The following is a 15415-nucleotide window of genomic DNA, read 5'->3' as shown; positions in this document are numbered from 1 at the left end:
GACTACCCGCGTTCCCGCCCGGAGGTGAGCAACGCGACATACGACTCGAAGGATTCCGCCAGGCTCGCCAGCAGTTCCTTCCCCTTTTCCGCCGACCCCAGGGAAGGACGGCCGATGACGCCCGATTCGGTATAGGCGGACATTCCCACGGTGAGCAGATGACGACGGTCGTCAGCGGTGAAATCGGCGGACTCGTAACCAGGGCGGACGAATTCGGGATGAGCGTGCAGCAGAATCGAGGTCTCGATTTCCCCCGCGTGCATGTCGGTGAGCAGCGAGGTGCGCACCCCGGCCCGCTCACGCGCCGCCTCCCAGTCCTCTACGGCCGGGAACAGCGCCATCCGCTCACCGCGCGCGGACGCCTCCTGGACGACGTTGCCCAGGACGTAGTTGCCGCCGTGCCCGTTGACCACGACGAGCGCGTCGACGCCCGAACGGCGCAGCGACGCCGCGATGTCCGAGACCACCGCATGGAGGGTCACGGCGGAGATGCTGACGGTCCCCGGCCATTGCGCATGCTCGTGCGAGCAGGAGACCGTCACCGGAGGAAGGAGGTGCACCGGGTACGCGGCGGCGATCTCCCGAGCCACGGCACAGGCGACGAGCGTGTCGGTAGCCAGCGGAAGGAACGGACCGTGCTGTTCGAAACTGCCGACGGGAAGGACGGCGACCTGTGCTGAAACGCCCGCCCCCCGCGCCGTCACGTCGTCCGTGGTGTCCGTCGGCACCACCCCGTGCGCCACGCTGTTCGTCCCCCCGCCTGCCGCCGCACGCGCGCCCGAACCACTCATCTTTTCACGGCCTTTCGTCTCTGCTTAGGAATCAGATCATGACAGAAAACACCGGCGTCAACCTCGGCGTACTCGGCACAAAGTCCCCGCGGCGTTCGGGTGCGGAACGCGTGGTGAATGCACCGCTGCCCACCGTGTACGGGAAATTCCAGGCGATCGGCTACCTGGACCACGACCGCGGTGACGAGCAAGTGGCCCTGGTGTACGGCGAGATCGGCGCCGAGAACGTGCTGACCCGGCTGCACTCGGAGTGCCTGACCGGGGACGCGTTCGGCTCCCGGCACTGCGAGTGCGGCGACCAGCTGGCCTCGGCGCTGCGCGCCGTCGTCGCCGAAGGCAGCGGCGTCGTCGTCTACTTGAGGGGCCACGAGGGCCGCGGCATCGGACTGCTCGCCAAGCTGCGCGCGATGGCCCTGCAGGCGGAGGGCCTGGACACGGTGGAGGCGAACCTCGCGCTCGGCCTGCCCGTCGACGCCCGCGACTACCGCGTCGCGGCCGAGATCCTGCGCGACCTCGGGGTGCGCTCGGTACGCCTGATGTCCAACAACCCGCGCAAGCGGGAGGCGCTGGTACGGCACGGCATCCAGGTCGCCGAGCGGGTGCCGCTGCTGATCGAGCCGTGCGAGAGCAACATCACCTATCTGCGCACCAAGCGGGAGCGGCTGGACCACATCCTGCCCCACCTGGACGCCGTCGCCCACGGCTCCTGAAGGCCGGCCGGCCGGTTCGGCGCCCGCCGCCCCCACGGACGGCGGGCGCCCGGCCCGGTCAGTCCACCAGTGCCTCGTGCACCAGCCGCCGCAGCTCCGGGAAGATCTTCAGCGTCTTCGGGCGTACCTGCGTCATGAACTGCACCGTCAGCTCGTGCGCCGGATCGACCCAGAACGCGGTCGTCGCCGCGCCCGTCCAGCCGTACGTGCCGGGGCTGGACGGCGCCAGGGTGCGGGACGGGTCGGTCACCACCGACACGTTGAATCCGAAGCCGAGCCCGTCGTTGCCGGGCTCCTGGTGGACGGGGGCGCCGAAGGTGCGCAGGACGGCGCCGCCGGGCAGCTGGTTGCGGGTCATCAGCGCGACCGAGTCCGCGGACAGCAGCCGGACACCGTCCAGTTCGCCGCCGCGGCGCAGCAACTCCATGAACCGGTGGAAGTCGTACGCCGAGGAGACCAGGCCGCCGCTGCCGGACAGGAACCGCGGCCGGCCGCGCACCGGCAGCCCCGGCACCGGCTCGATCCCGCCCTCGTCCGTCTCGCCGTACAACTCGGCCAGTCTGTCCGCCTGTTCGGGCTCGATGCGGAAGCCGGTGTCGGTCATGCCGAGCGGACGCAGGATCCGCTCGGCGAAGAACGTGTCCAGTGGCTGCCCCGACACCACCTCGATCACCCGGCCCAGCACATTCGAGGCGACCGAGTAGTTCCACTGCGTGCCCGGTTCGAACTGCAACGGCCTTCGCGCGTACACCTCGACCGTCTCGGCCAGATCCGCGCCCGGCGGGACCGAGTACGTGAGACCGGACGCGCGATAGAGGGCGTCGACCGGGTGCCGGTGGTAGAAACCGAACGTCAGGCCCGCGGTGTGGGTGAGCAGATGCCGGATCAGGATCGGGCCGGCCGCCGGACGGGTACACATGTCCGTGCCCGAACCGCTCTCGTACACAACGGGTTCGGCGAACGCCGGCACGTAGCGGTCGAGCGGGTCGTCCAGCGACAGCCCGCCCTCCTCCGCCAGCAGCAGCACGGCGACCGCGGTGACCGGCTTGGTCATCGAGTAGATCCGCCACAGGGTGTCCGTCTCGACCGGCAGCCCGGCCGCCACATCGCGCCGGCCGTACGTGGTGAGATGGGCGACCCGGCCGCCGCGGGACACGGCCACGAGAAAGCCGGGCAGCCGGCCCCGGTCGACTTGGTCGGCGACCTCCCGGTCCAGGCGGTCCAGCGCCTTGCCGTCCAGCCCCGCCTCGTCCGGGTCGACTTCCTGCCGCAGCTCTGCCATCGCTCTCCTCCGGTCGCCTGGTCCACGCTGCCTCCCCGACTACCGCCGGGAACGCACCCGTTGCTCATCGTCCCGCAGGAGCACCGTCGCGGACCCGCTCATCAGCGGCGGGTGTGATCGACACGACGCCGTCGGACGCGGACGTGGCACGCTCGCCGCCGGTCCCGGGGAGCGCATCCTCGCCGTCGGTTCCGGGCAGCGCGCGCGCCAGGGGCACGCCGAGCGCCGCGACGCCCGCCAGCGCGAGCAGTGCGGGCCCGGTTCCGGTGCCCATCAGCGTGCTCGCCGTCGCCACCCCCACCGCCGGGCCGACGTTCAGCGCCGTCTGCTGCAGCCCGCCCGCCACTCCGGCTTCCGCCACCTCCGCCCGCCGTACGACCACCTGGGTGGCCGCCACCATCACCGTCCCGAACCCGGCGCCGAGCAGCGCGAACGCACAGCCGAACGCCGGTGCGGACGTGGCTGCGGACAGCGCGAGGACACCGAGCGCGAGCAGCGCCGTCGCCACCGTCGTCGTACCGCGCGCCGCGAGGCGACGCAGCAGTACGGGGCACAGCGCGGCGGACACCACCATCAGCACCGCCAGCGGCAGACTGCGCAGCGCGCTGTGCAACGGGTCGAGTCCCAGGCGGCGTTGCAGGACGTAGGTGGCCACGAAGAGGGCGCCGAACAGGGCCGCGGAGACGACGACCAGGACACCGAGCGCCGCCCCGGTCGCCCGTGAACCGGTGACCGCGGGCGACAGCAGCGGACTCGCCGTACGCCGTTCGTGCCGTAGGAGGACGGCGGCGGCGACCGCGGCGACGGCGAGCCCCGGCCAGGAAACCGGCCGTACGGTCAGTGCGTGCACCAGGCAGCACAGGGTCACCGCGAGCAGCACGGCACCCGGTACGTCCAGCGGAGCGCGGGGGCCCGCAGGCGTGCGCTGTGGACGCGACAGGGCCGGCAGGCCGAAGACGAGCGCAGGCAGTACGTTGACGAAGAACACCGCCCGCCAGCCCAGATCCGTCACCAGTGCCCCGCCCACCAGCGGACCCGCGGCCGCCGCCAGCCCGATCGCGGCGGTCCGCACGGCGAGCGGCGTGGCCAGCCGGTCCGGCGGGAACGCGGCCCGCAGCATGCCCAGAGTGGCCGGCTGCAACAGCGCCCCGAACACCCCTTGGAACGCCCGCAGTCCGATCACCCAGCCCACACCGGGCGCGACCCCGATCCCCGCCGACGCCACCCCGAACCCCAGCATGCCGAGCGCGAACACCCGTCGCTGCCCGTACCGGTCACCGAGCCGCCCCGCGAACACCAGCAGGCTCGCCACCGCGACGAGATACGCCGTGCTGGTCCACTGCACCTCGGCCAGCGACGCGCCCAACTCCCTTTGCAGGCACGGCTGCGCGACCGTGAGAACCGTACCGTCGAGCGCGACGACCACCGCCCCCGCGACGCTGCTCGCCAGCGTCCACCGCCGGTTCACCGGCCGCCCTCCGCGCCCAGGTGCGCCACCAGTACCGCATCGAGCAGAGCCCCCAGGTCATCGCCCCCGACAGCGAGTTGGAGGCTTTGCCAGCGCCACAGCTGGGCGAGGCCGTGCAGATTCGCCCACAGCGCGCCCGCCGCCCGGCGCGCATCGGCCTCGGGCCGCGCCTCGCCGACCAGGCCCGCGAGCACTCCGAACAAGGGAAGACTTGTCTCCCGCAGTCCCAGATGCCCGCTCTCCAGCAGATCGTGACGGAACATCAGCTCGTACATGCCGGGGTCGTCCAGCGCGAACTCCAGATACGTCCGCGCCAGTGCCGCCACCCGCGCCCGGGGCTCGGCAGCCGCGTGCGCGAGCGTCGTGCGCGCCCGCTCGGCGAGGTCGGCGAAGCCGCGCCGCGCGATGGCCGACAGCAGTTCCAGATGCGTGGGGAAGTAGCGGCGCGGCGCCCCGTGCGAGACGCCGGCGCGCCGGGCGATCTCCCGCAGGGTCAGCGCCCGCAGCCCCTCGGCGGCCAGCAGTTCCACGCCCACGTCGACCAGACGTTCCCGCAACCCGATGTCGGACTCAGTCATAGACAGTGTCTACCAGTCGTCGGTAGACACTGTCTACTGGGCTCTGGCGTGCGGGAACCCCGTGCCTGGCATGGGGGAATGCGGTGCCCGCTCCGGTGAGTTGACGGTGTTATGACTCACGACACCACGCAGGACGCACTGCTCGAACTGCTCTCGGCGGGCCACGGCGGCGTCCTGGTCACGCTCAAGCGCGACGGCCGCCCCCAGCTGTCCAACGTCAGCCACGCCTACGACCCCGACGAGCGGATCATCCGGATCTCCGTCACGGACGACCGCGCCAAGACCCGCAACCTGCGCCGCGACCCCCGCGCCTCGTACCACGTCACCAGCGCCGACCGCTGGGCGTACACCGTCGCCGAGGGCACGGCCGAACTGTCCCCGGTCGCCGCGGACCCGCACGACGACACCGTCGAGGAACTGGTCCGCCTCTACCGGGACGTGCTCGGCGAACACCCGGACTGGGACGACTACCGGGCCGCGATGGTCCGCGACCGGCGCCTCGTGGTGCGCCTGCACGTGGACCGGGTCTACGGCGCCCCGAAGCGCTGACCCGCGGCGACCGGCTACGACGCCCCGGCGGTCCGCGCCTCGATCGCGCGCAGCACGGCGACCATGTCCTCGCCGCCGTGCCCCTGCGCCACCGTCTCCTCGAACAGGGCGTGGCACACATCGAGGAGCGGCGAGGCCAGCCGTGCCCTGCGTGCCGCCTCGGCGATGAGCCGGTTGTTCTTCAGTACGTCCAGCGCCGCCGCCTGCACCGCGAAGTCCCGCTCGCGCAGCTTCGGCGCCTTCATCCGGGAGACGCCGCTGGCCATGGGGCCCGCGTCCAGGACCTCCAGGAACAGCCGCCGGTCCAGGCCCTGCCGCTCGGCGAAGTGGAACGCCTCGGTCAGTCCGGTCACCAGGGTGATCAGGAAGAGGTTCACGGACAGCTTCATCAGCAGCGCGCGGGGCGCCGGCCCGCACACGAAGGTCTCCCGGCACAACGGCGCCAGCAGCGGTCGTACGGCGGCCACGGCGTCCTGCTCGCCGGCGAGCATCGCCACCAGCTGTCCCTCCTCGGCCGGGACACGTGATCCGGACACGGGTGCCTCGACGTACCGGCCGCCGGCGGCGCGGATGCCGGTCTCCAGGGCGTGGGAGTACTCGGGAGAGGTGGTGCCCATGTGGACGACGGTGCGTCCCGCGACGCGTGCGGCGAGGGCGGGGGTGCCGCGGCCGAGCACGGCGTCCGTCGCGGCCTCGTCGGCGAGCATCAGCAGCACCACGTCCGCCCGCGCGAACACCTCGCCGGCGTCCGCGGCGACCGTGGCCCCGGCCGAGCGCAGGGGCGCGGCGCGCTCCGGGGTCCGGTTCCAGACCACCAGGGGAGTGCCGGCGGACAGCAGGCGCCGCGCCATGGGCCGGCCCATCACTCCGAGACCGATGAAACCGACGTCCACGGGGACCGCCCTTCACTCCGGCAGCCGACTATGACCGCTGTCATAGTAGCCGCCGTTATGACGCCGGTCATAGAGTGCCGGTCGTAGAGAGGGGCCGCGGCGAGGAACGGAGGCCGGCGATGGGCGAGGTTCGACGGGGTCCGCGGGAGCGGATGGTCTTCAGCGCGGCCCAGCTCATCCGGCGCGACGGTGTCGCCGCGACCGGTATGCGCGAGGTCGCCGCGCACGCCGGCGCACCACGCGGCTCGCTCCAGCACTACTTCCCGGGCGGGAAGGAACAGCTGGTCAACGAGGCGGTCGGGTGGGCCGGACGGTACGCGGGCAAACGGATCGCGCGCTTTCTTGAGGGGCTCGACGAGCCGACACCGGGCGGGCTGTTCGCGGCGATGGTCACGCAGTGGACCGACGAGTACACGGCGGACGGCTTCGCGACGGGCTGCCCGGTCGCCGCCGCCACCGTCGACTGCGCCTCCGCGGGCGGCGCGACCCGGGAGGCCGTCGCCGCCGCGTTCACGGCCTGGCGGACCCCGCTCGCCGAGGCCCTGACCGACCTGGGCGTCCTCACGGACCGGGCCGACTCCCTGGCCACGCTGATGATCAGCACCCTGGAGGGCGCGATCCTGATGTCTCGCGCCGAACACGACGTACGACCCCTGACCACGGCGGTACGGGAACTCGGGCCGCTGCTCGACGCGGCGGTGGCCCCGGCTCCCTGAGCCCGGCAGCCGGCCCTCGTCCCGCAGTCCGAAGTCCCGCGGCGAGCAGCCAGAAGACCGCCCTGCTCTCCAACTCATCGGTCAGGCCCCCCGCGGGTCGGCTCTGCGACGGTGCGTCGCCCCTGGTCCTCAGTCGAACGGGCTGGAGGCGCCGTCCCGCCCCACGCACAGGGCCCAGATGATGAATCCGGAGAACGCGATCAGAACGATCGACCAGACCGGGTAGTACGGCAGGGAGAGGAAGTTGGCGACGATGATCAGCGAGGCGATGGCCACGCCGCAGACCCGCGCCCACAGGTCACCCCGGAAGAGGCCGAGGCCCACGAGCAGCGCGACGACGCCCAGGACCAGATGGACCCAGCCCCACCCCGTGAGGTCGAACCGGAAGACATAGCCGCGTGTCACGAGGAACACGTCGTCCTGCGCGATCGCCATGATGCCGCGGAAGATGTTCAGTATCCCGGCGAGGACCAGCAGGACCGCGCCGAAGGCTGTCAGCCCGCTCGCCCAGTGCCGCCCGGCGGTGGGCGTGGATGCGGTGTGTGCGGCGGTCATCGTGCCACCTCGTTCCTGTGCTGTGCGACGTGCTCAGTGCGCTGAGGCGGACGGCGGGCCGCCGGCGAGGACCAGTTCCTTCGTCCGCCGCCGCAAGCCTGCGCCCGCCCGGTCGGACACACCAGGGGCCGATGGTCCCCGGGAAGGACAGAACGGCCCTGATGCGGGTCCGGTGCTTGTCCGGCCCCGCCGGCCGCACTAACCTCCGCGCGTGATCAACGGTGCACATGTGGTGCTCTACAGCAGGGACCCGGAGGCCGACCGGGCCTTTCTGCGCGGCACCCTCTGCTGGAACTACGTCGACGCGGGCCGCGGCTGGCTCATCTTCAAGGCGCCGCCCGCCGAGGTGGCCTGTCACCCCACCGACGGCGAGTCCTCGCACGAGCTGATGCTGATGTGCGACGACCTCGACGCGACCCGTAGTCAACTCGCCGAGCGCGGAGTGGAGTTCACCCGTCCGGTGGAGGAGGCGCGCTGGGGCCGGGTGACCGCCCTCCGCCTGCCGGGCGGCGGCGAACTCGCCCTGTACGAGCCGCGTCACCCGCGCCCGTAGCGGACCTGGGCCCCGGCCTCGGCGGACACCGGCGTCGTAGCGTTCCAGGACCTTGGAGCGGCTCGCCTCAGGCCGTGACCCGTTCCGCACCCGCCGCCTTGCGCCCGGCCCGCTCCCCGAGCAGTTCCGTCGGGACCCTGTGCGTCTCGCGGGCGGTGAGCGCGGCCACGGCCGGCGGGAGGCACAGCGCGGCCGTGAACAGGGCCACCGCCGACCAGTCGTCTCCGCCCGGACCGGCGATCCCGGCGGCGAAGGTGACCGCGAACCCGGCCACCGCGAATCCGGTCTGCGTACCGATGGCCACGCCCGACAGCCGGACCCGGGTCGCGAACATCTCGCCGTAGAAGGCGGGCCACACCCCGTTCGCCGCGCTGTAGACGAGCCCGAAGGCCACGATCCCGAGGACCAGGGTCAGCGGGCGGGAACCGGTGGAGATCGCCCACAGATACCCGGCCATCGCGACCGCACTGCCCACCGCGCCGATCAGGAACACCGGCCGGCGCCCGATCCGGTCCGACAGCGTGGCCCACAGCGGGATCGCGGCCAGCGCGGCGAGGTTGGCCAGCGCGCTCACCCACAGCATGAACGTACGCGACATGCCGACCGCGTCGCTGGTGGCGTACGACAGCGCCCACACCGTGAAGACCGTGCTGACCGAGGCGATGAGCGCGCCCGCGACCACCCGCAGCACATCCGCCCCGTGCTCCCGTGCCAGCACCACCAGCGGCAGCCGGACCACACCCTCGGTCGCCGCCTGCCGGGCGAAGGCCGGGGTCTCCCGCAGCCGGCGCCGGATGACGTAGCCGGCGACGGCGACCGCGACACTCAGCCAGAACGGGACCCGCCAGCCCCAGGACAGCAGCTGGTGCTCGGGGAGTCCGGCCACCGGGATGAAGACGAGGGTGGCGATGAGCTGGCCGCCCTGGGTGCCGCTGAGCGTGAAGCTGGTGAAGAAGCCGCGCCGGTCCGGCGGTGCGTGCTCCAGGCTCATCGAACTCGCGCTCGCCTGCTCGCCCGCCGCCGATATGCCCTGCAGCACACGGCAGAGCACCAGCAGCACCGGGGCGAGCGAGCCGGCCTGGGCGCGGGTGGGCAGACAGCCGATCAGGAAGGTGGACAGACCCATCAGGATCAGCGTGAACACCATGATCTTCTTGCGCCCGAGCCGGTCGCCGATGTGCCCGAGGACGAGTGCCCCGAGCGGCCGGGCGGCGTAGGCGACGCCGAAGGTGGCGAGCGACAGCAGGGCCGCGGTGGCCGGGTCGGAGGAGTCGAAGAACACCTTCGGGAAGATCAGCGCGGCGGCGCTGCCGTAGACGAAGAAGTCGTAGTACTCCAGCGCGCTGCCGATCCAGGCGGCCGTCGCCGCCTTCCAGGGCTGGCCCGGAGGGGCGGCGGCTGCGGAAGCAGGGGCGGGGACGGACACGGCGGTCCTCCTTCGGGCTCGCCAGATAATTAACCCACTGGATAGTTAGTTGCGGGTGGTGGGATGTTGCGCCCGTGTCACGCCCGTGTCAAGAGTTCTTACGACAGGTCCAGGAGCCGACGTCAGCCGGCCGCCCGCTCCGCCGTCAGATAGGCGATGACCATGTCGCCGAGCATGGTCCGGTAGCGCTCGCGCCGGGCGGGGTCCACCAGGTCCCGCCCGAACAGGGCGCCGAAGGTGTGCCGGTTGGCGACCCGGAAGAAGCAGAACGAGCTGATCATCGCGTGCAGGTCGACGGCGTCCACGTCGGCCGTGAACAGCCCCGACTCCTGCCCCGCGGCGAGGATCCGGCGGATCACCTCCAGGGCCGGCGAGCCGATCCTGCCGAGCTTCTCGGAGGCCGCGATGTGCTCCGCGTCGTGGATGTTCTCGATGCTGACCAGGCGGATGAAGTCCGGGTGCTGCTCATGGTGGTCGAAGGTCAGCTCGGCCAGCCGCCGGATCGCCGCGACCGGGTCCAGATGCTCGACGTCCAACTGCTGCTCGGCCTCGCGGATCACCCCGTACGCCCGCTCCAGCACGGCCGTGAAGAGCTGCTCCTTGCCGCCGAAGTAGTAGTAGATCATCCGTTTGGTGGTGCGGGTGCGGGCCGCTATCTCGTCCACCCGGGCGCCGTCGTAGCCGGCCCGGGCGAACTCCTGCGTGGCCACGTCGAGGATCTCGGCCTTGGTGCGGGCGGCGTCGCGCACCCGTCCCCCGGGTCGTACCGGTTCTTCGACGCTGGTCATCGCTTTCCTTCGGGCCGGGGGACGCCTGGTCGGCGCGCGCTCGTGCGCGTGCCGGTGATTGTAGAAGCAGGGCGCCCGGAACGGCCGGGGTCTTCCACGCGGCCCGCGCGGCTGATATAGCTAACGTACTGGTTCGTACATTAGTGCCGCCTCGGGAGGGTCACGTGGCCAAGGACGCGTATCTCGTCGGGCTGATCGGAGCCGGTATCGGCCCCTCGCTCAGCCCCGCCCTGCATCAGCGGGAGGCGGACCGGCAGGGCCTGCGCTGTCTGTACCGGCTCCTCGACCTCGACGTCCTCGGACGGGCGCCGGAGGCGGTCGGCGAACTGGTCCGCGCCGCCCGCGACCTCGGCTACGACGGGCTGAACATCACACACCCCTGCAAGCAACTGGTCGTCGACCACCTCGACGTCCTCTCGCCGCAGGCCGAGGCGCTCGGCGCCGTCAACACCGTGGTGTTCGAGGGTGGGCGGGCCGTCGGACACAACACCGACGTGACCGGTTTCGCCGCGTCCTTCGCCCGCGGTCTGCCGGACGCCCCACTGGAGCGGGTCGTCCAGCTCGGTGCGGGGGGCGCGGGGGCGGCGGCCGCACATGCCGTGCTCACTCTGGGCGCGGGACGGGTGTCCGTAGTCGATGCGGTGCCCTCGCGGGCGGCCGGCCTGGCCGGCTCGCTCGTACGGCACTTCGGCCATGGCCGGGCGGAGGCGGCGACGCTTGATCAGCTGCCCGTGCTGCTTGCCGAGGCCGACGGGGTCGGCGGGCTCGTCCATGCCACGCCGACCGGTATGGCCGCGCATCCGGGACTGCCCCTGCCTGCGGAACTGCTGCATGCCGGGTTGTGGGTGGCCGAGGTTGTGTACCGGCCGCTGGAGACGGAGTTGTTGCGAGTCGCCCGTGCACGGGGCTGCGCCGCTCTGGCCGGGGGCGGGATGGCTGTGTTCCAGGCTGCCGATGCGTTTCGGTTGTTCACCGGCAAGGAGCCGGACCGTGTGTGGATGCTGGCCGACTTCGAGGAGTTGGCGGGCGTGGAGCGTCCGCGGAGTCATGCCGGATGACGGCTTCGGGTCAGGTGTGTTTGATCGCTCCCCCACTCTCGACTTCGCTCGAACGGGGGACCCCCACCGCGGCGGAGCCGCATATCGATGCAGCCCCGCGCCCCTCGAAGCACAGCACCTCCCAGGAGCACAGGTATGCACACATCCATCGCCACCGTCTCCCTCAGTGGTTCCCTGACCGAGAAGCTCGCCGCCGCCGCTCGTGCCGGGTTCGGCGGGGTGGAGATCTTCGAGAACGACCTTCTCGCCAGCCCTCTCACTCCCGAGGAAATCCGAGCCCGTTGTGCCGACCTCGGGCTGAGCATCGACCTGTACCAGCCGTTGCGTGACATGGAAGCCGTCCAGGGCGACGTGTTCGCCGCTAATCTGCGGCGGGCCCGGCACAAGTTCGCGCTGATGCAACGGCTGGGCGCCGACATGGTCCTGGTGTGCTCCAGCGTCTCGCCGGACGCCGTGGACGACGACTCCCTGGCGGCCCGTCAGCTGTCCCAACTTGCCGATGCGGCCCAGGAGTTCGGAGTCCGGGTAGCCTACGAGGCGCTCGCCTGGGGACGGCACGTCAGCACCTACGACCACGCCTGGCGGATCGTCGAGGCCGTCGGCCATCCTGCGCTCGGCGTCTGTCTGGACAGCTTCCACATCCTCTCCCGCGGCTCCGACCCCAGCGGAATCGAGGACATACCCGGCGAGAAGATCTTCTTCCTGCAGCTCGCGGACGCCCCGCTGCTCGCCATGGACGTCCTGCAGTGGAGCCGCCACTACCGCTGCTTCCCCGGTCAGGGCGGGTTCGACCTCGCCGGGCTGCTTCGGCACGTCCTCGCCGCCGGCTATCGCGGCCCGCTGTCCCTGGAGGTGTTCAACGACGTCTTCCGGCAGGCCGACGCCGGCGCCACCGCCGTCGACGCCCACCGCTCGCTGCTGCTCCTGCGGGAGGCCGCCGGCGCCGGTGCGCTGCCGCCGGCCGTCGTGCCCACCGGGGTCGCCTTCGCCGAACTGCTCACCCCGGACGCCGAACCCGTCACCGCGCTGCTGGCCGCCCTCGGTTTCACCCGTGCCGCCCGGCACCGGGGCAAGCCCGTCGATCTGTGGCAGCGGGGTGAGGCCCGGATCCTGGTCAACACCGCCGCCACCGCCCGCCGCGACGGCACCCGGCTCGCCGCGATCGGTCTCGAATCCCCGGATCCGGCAGCCGCCGCCCGCCGCGCGGAGGCCCTGCTCGCTCCCGTGCTGCCCCGCCGGCGCGGCCCCGAGGACGCCCCGCTCGACGCCGTCGCGGCCCCCGACGGCACGGAACTGTTCTTCTGCGCAACAGCAACAGCAACAGCAACAGCAACAGCAACAGCAACAGCCACCACCAGCGGCACCCCCACCGCTGCCGTCGCCGACCCCGAACTCCCCAACTGGCGTACCGACTTCACCGACCTGCCTGTCACTCCAGTGCCCTCGGTCACCCGCATCGATCACCTCGCCCTCACCCAGCCCTGGCACCACTTCGATGCGGCCACGCTCTTCCACCGCAGCGTCCTCGGCCTGACCGCGCAGGAGAGCGTCGACCTCGCCGACCCCTACGGCCTGCTGCGCAGCCGCGCGGTCGCCGCCGCCGACGGGAGCGTCCGGATCGCGCTGTCCGTGGGCGCGGCGCCGAGTGACGACACGGTGCACGCCCAGCACATCGCCCTGGCGACGGACGACGTGGTGGCGGCGTCCCGTCGCTTCCGGGACGCGGGCGGACGCCTGCTGCCGGTGCCCGCGAACTACTACGACGACCTCGCCGCCCGGTACGAGTTCGCCGACGGCGAGCTGGACACGTACCGCGGGCTCGGCATCCTCTACGACCGCGACGCCCACGGCGCGTTCCGGCACTGCTACACCGAGACCGTCGGCCGGGTCTTCTTCGAACTCGTCCAGCGCGATCCCGGCTACCAGGGGTACGGCGCCGCGAACGCTCCGGTGCGGCTCGCGGCTCAGCAGGCCGGGCGGCGGTGAGGAGCTCGGAAGGAAGTGGTGAGTGCGCGGTGAGACCTCGGTGAGACCGGGCTCCGTCACGCGCCGACCCGTGTCATAGCGGCAGATACTCGCACGGTCCGGGACATGCGCGTCGCCCCGGACCCGAGGGTCCCGGTCCGGACCCGTGCGCCTGGAAGGCCGTTCATGCCGAGCCCCGTCGCCCAGCAGCCGCTGGGCCACGCCCCGCCACCGACCGCACCCGCCCGGCCGATACCCGTCCGCGCCGACCGCTACGAGCGGCCGGTCCTCGCCGCCATCGCCGTGCTCGCCGCCGTGCTGTGCCTGTGGGGCCTCGGCCACAGCACCTACCACGCGTTCTACGCGAGCGCGGTACGCAGCATGACCGACAGCCCCTCCGACTTCTTCTACGGCGCCTTCGACCCGGCGGGCTCCATCACGCTGGACAAGCTGCCCGGCTTCCTGTGGCCGCAGGCCCTCTCGGCGATGGTGTTCGGCTTCCACCCGTGGGCGCTGGTGCTGCCCCAGGCCCTGGAGATGGTGGGCTGTGTCCTGCTGCTCCATCTGCTGGTGCGCCGGTGGGCCGGGGTGCCCGCGGGCCTGCTGGCCGCCGCCTTCTTCACACTCACCCCGGTGACGGTGGGCCTCGGCCGCTCGGTCACCGAGGACGCGCCGTTCGTGCTGCTTCTGCTGCTGGCCGCCGAGGCCACCTGGCGGGCCACCGAGCGGGCCCGCCCGCGCACCCTGTTGCTCGCCGGTGTCTGGGTGGGCCTCGCCTTCCAGTGCAAGATGCTGGAGGCGTGGGCGGTGGTGCCCGCGCTGGCCGCGACCTACCTCGTCGCCGCCCCCGTCGCACGGCGCCGCCGGCTCGGCCATGTGGCCCTGGCCGGCGCGGTGACCGTGGCGGTGTCGCTGTCGTGGATGCTGGTGGCCGCCCTCACCCCGACCGGCGCCCGTCCCTACCTCGACGGGACCACCAACGACTCGCCGTTCGCGCTGGTCGTCGGCTACAACTTCCTGACCCGTTTCCGCGCCGTCGGCATAGACGCGGCCGGCAGCGGCAGCATCGTGGCGGACCGGGCGGTCCACGCGGGTCAGCATCTCGGACCCGGCATGGGCGACGGCCTGGGGAAGATGTTCAGCCCGGGGCTGGCCACCCAGACCGGCTGGCTGTATCCGCTGGCCGCGCTCGGTCTCGTCGGCGGGCTGCTGGCGCTGCGGCGCAGCCGCGTACCGCGTACCGACCGGCTGTTCGCCGGGTATGTGCTCTGGGGCGTGTGGTGCGTGACGTTCTTCGCCGTGTTCAGTTTCGGCAGCGTCACCGGCCACACCTATTACATGGGTGTTGTCGCGGTGGCCGTGGCCGCGCTCGCCGCCGTGGGGGTCGTCCGGGCCCGCCGCTCCCGTGTGCTCGCCGTCGTCCTCGCCGTCGACGTCGTCTGGTGTGCCGCCCTGGCGCTGCGGTACCCGCACTTCCAGCCCTGGTCGGCGCCCTGCGCGGTGGTCCTGGGGCTGTTCGCCCTGCTGCTCGCGGCCCTGCGCCGGCCGGCCGCGCTGGCCACCGCCCTCGCCGCCGTCCTGCTGATCCCGGCCGGGTGGACGGCCTCCGCGCTGTCCCTGCGCTACAACCAGCCCGGCGCCTTCGGCCGGGTCGGCCCCACCAGCACCCGCGCCGGCACCGCACCGGCCCCGCTCGGGCCCCAGCACCGGCGGCTGCTCGCCTACCTGACCGCGCACCGCGACGGCGCCCGCTATCTGGCCGCCGTCCCCGGCTGGCTGAGCGCCGCGCCGTACATCCTCTCCGCCGACGCACCCGTGCTGCCGATGGGCGGCTTCACCGGCGAGGTCCCGTACCCGGCGCCGGCCGCCTTCCGCCACCTCGTGGACACCGGACAGCTGCGCTACGTCGTCCTGACGGACGGTACCTTCCGGGCACGCACCCCGGCCGGGGACCTGGCCCGCTGGACCGCCGCCCACTGCGCGCTCGTCCCGTCGGCCGCCTACGATCCCCTCGACCGGACCCGGCTGCTGTACCACTGCGGCCCGGCCCACCAGGGGTGAGCCGGGCCGTCTGACGGGGCCG

The 15415-nt window shown here is 72.4% G+C and carries 15 protein-coding genes; 7 read left to right on the top strand and 8 right to left on the bottom strand.

Going from position 1 to position 15415, the window contains the following annotated elements; all coding sequences use genetic code 11:
* Positions 1 to 2 precede the first annotated feature (2 nt).
* Entirely contained in the window at positions 3 to 791 is a 789-nt protein-coding gene (locus AV521_RS15035) for a creatininase family protein (RefSeq protein ID WP_076088455.1), read from the bottom strand.
* 38 nt (positions 792 to 829) lie between these two features.
* On the opposite strand from AV521_RS15035, the gene ribA reads away from it, so the two are divergent.
* Positions 830 to 1501 (top strand): GTP cyclohydrolase II, encoded by a 672-nt coding sequence (ribA, locus tag AV521_RS15030; RefSeq protein ID WP_076088453.1) that lies wholly within the window; start codon positions 830 to 832, stop codon positions 1499 to 1501.
* Between the two features lie 58 nt (positions 1502 to 1559).
* Here ribA and AV521_RS15025 read toward each other — a convergent pair whose 3' ends face one another.
* The 3 genes from AV521_RS15025 to AV521_RS15015 all read right to left on the bottom strand — a co-directional run bounded on the left by AV521_RS15025 (position 1560) and on the right by AV521_RS15015 (position 4829).
* Positions 1560 to 2783: a serine hydrolase gene (locus tag AV521_RS15025; RefSeq protein ID WP_076088451.1), complete on the bottom strand. Its 1224-nt coding sequence runs from the start codon at positions 2781 to 2783 to the stop codon at positions 1560 to 1562.
* Between the two features lie 64 nt (positions 2784 to 2847).
* On the bottom strand, positions 2848 to 4251 hold the full coding sequence (locus AV521_RS15020; protein WP_107480918.1) for an MFS transporter: 1404 nt from the start codon (positions 4249 to 4251) through the stop codon (positions 2848 to 2850).
* Positions 4248 to 4829: a TetR/AcrR family transcriptional regulator gene (locus AV521_RS15015; protein ID WP_076088449.1), complete on the bottom strand. Its 582-nt coding sequence runs from the start codon at positions 4827 to 4829 to the stop codon at positions 4248 to 4250. The genes AV521_RS15020 and AV521_RS15015 overlap by 4 nt, the downstream gene beginning before the upstream one ends.
* Before the next feature lie 111 nt (positions 4830 to 4940).
* On the opposite strand from AV521_RS15015, the gene AV521_RS15010 reads away from it, so the two are divergent.
* Positions 4941 to 5378, top strand: coding sequence for a PPOX class F420-dependent oxidoreductase (locus tag AV521_RS15010; protein WP_076088447.1), 438 nt, complete (start codon positions 4941 to 4943; stop codon positions 5376 to 5378).
* 14 nt (positions 5379 to 5392) lie between these two features.
* Here AV521_RS15010 and AV521_RS15005 read toward each other — a convergent pair whose 3' ends face one another.
* The gene (locus AV521_RS15005; protein WP_076088445.1) at positions 5393 to 6271 is read right to left on the bottom strand and encodes an NAD(P)-dependent oxidoreductase; all 879 of its coding nucleotides are present in this window, start codon (positions 6269 to 6271) and stop codon (positions 5393 to 5395) included.
* 119 nt (positions 6272 to 6390) lie between these two features.
* Between AV521_RS15005 and AV521_RS15000 the strand changes: the two genes are divergently transcribed.
* Positions 6391 to 6987, top strand: a complete 597-nt coding sequence (locus tag AV521_RS15000) for a TetR/AcrR family transcriptional regulator (protein WP_076088443.1) — start codon at positions 6391 to 6393, stop codon at positions 6985 to 6987.
* Positions 6988 to 7116: 129 nt separating this feature from the next.
* Here the strand turns inward: AV521_RS15000 and AV521_RS14995 are convergent, their stop codons facing one another.
* On the bottom strand, positions 7117 to 7542 hold the full coding sequence (locus AV521_RS14995) for a hypothetical protein (RefSeq protein ID WP_076088441.1): 426 nt from the start codon (positions 7540 to 7542) through the stop codon (positions 7117 to 7119).
* 211 nt (positions 7543 to 7753) lie between these two features.
* Here AV521_RS14995 and AV521_RS14990 point away from each other — a divergent pair, with 211 nt between their 5' ends.
* Positions 7754 to 8095, top strand: coding sequence for a VOC family protein (locus tag AV521_RS14990; RefSeq protein ID WP_076088439.1), 342 nt, complete (start codon positions 7754 to 7756; stop codon positions 8093 to 8095).
* 67 nt (positions 8096 to 8162) lie between these two features.
* Here the strand turns inward: AV521_RS14990 and AV521_RS14985 are convergent, their stop codons facing one another.
* The gene (locus AV521_RS14985) at positions 8163 to 9521 is read right to left on the bottom strand and encodes an MFS transporter (RefSeq protein WP_076088437.1); all 1359 of its coding nucleotides are present in this window, start codon (positions 9519 to 9521) and stop codon (positions 8163 to 8165) included.
* Positions 9522 to 9643: 122 nt separating this feature from the next.
* On the bottom strand, positions 9644 to 10309 hold the full coding sequence (locus AV521_RS14980) for a TetR/AcrR family transcriptional regulator (protein ID WP_076088435.1): 666 nt from the start codon (positions 10307 to 10309) through the stop codon (positions 9644 to 9646).
* Between the two features lie 164 nt (positions 10310 to 10473).
* On the opposite strand from AV521_RS14980, the gene AV521_RS14975 reads away from it, so the two are divergent.
* The 3 genes from AV521_RS14975 (at position 10474) to AV521_RS14965 (ending at position 15393) form a co-directional block, all read left to right on the top strand.
* Positions 10474 to 11367 (top strand): shikimate dehydrogenase, encoded by an 894-nt coding sequence (locus AV521_RS14975; protein WP_076088433.1) that lies wholly within the window; start codon positions 10474 to 10476, stop codon positions 11365 to 11367.
* A 135-nt stretch (positions 11368 to 11502) separates the two neighbouring features.
* Positions 11503 to 13353: a bifunctional sugar phosphate isomerase/epimerase/4-hydroxyphenylpyruvate dioxygenase family protein gene (locus AV521_RS14970; protein WP_076088431.1), complete on the top strand. Its 1851-nt coding sequence runs from the start codon at positions 11503 to 11505 to the stop codon at positions 13351 to 13353.
* A gap of 165 nt (positions 13354 to 13518) precedes the next feature.
* Positions 13519 to 15393 carry a glycosyltransferase family 39 protein gene (locus AV521_RS14965; RefSeq protein WP_076088429.1) on the top strand — a complete coding sequence of 625 codons (1875 nt, stop codon included), beginning with the start codon at positions 13519 to 13521 and terminating at the stop codon, positions 15391 to 15393.
* Positions 15394 to 15415 lie beyond the last annotated feature (22 nt).

The organism is Streptomyces sp. IMTB 2501, assembly GCF_001953885.1.
In the GTDB taxonomy this organism is placed as follows: Bacteria; Actinomycetota; Actinomycetes; order Streptomycetales; family Streptomycetaceae; genus Streptomyces.
Note: the sequence above shows the minus strand (reverse complement) of the source record. Positions and strands in the feature narration are given on the sequence as shown.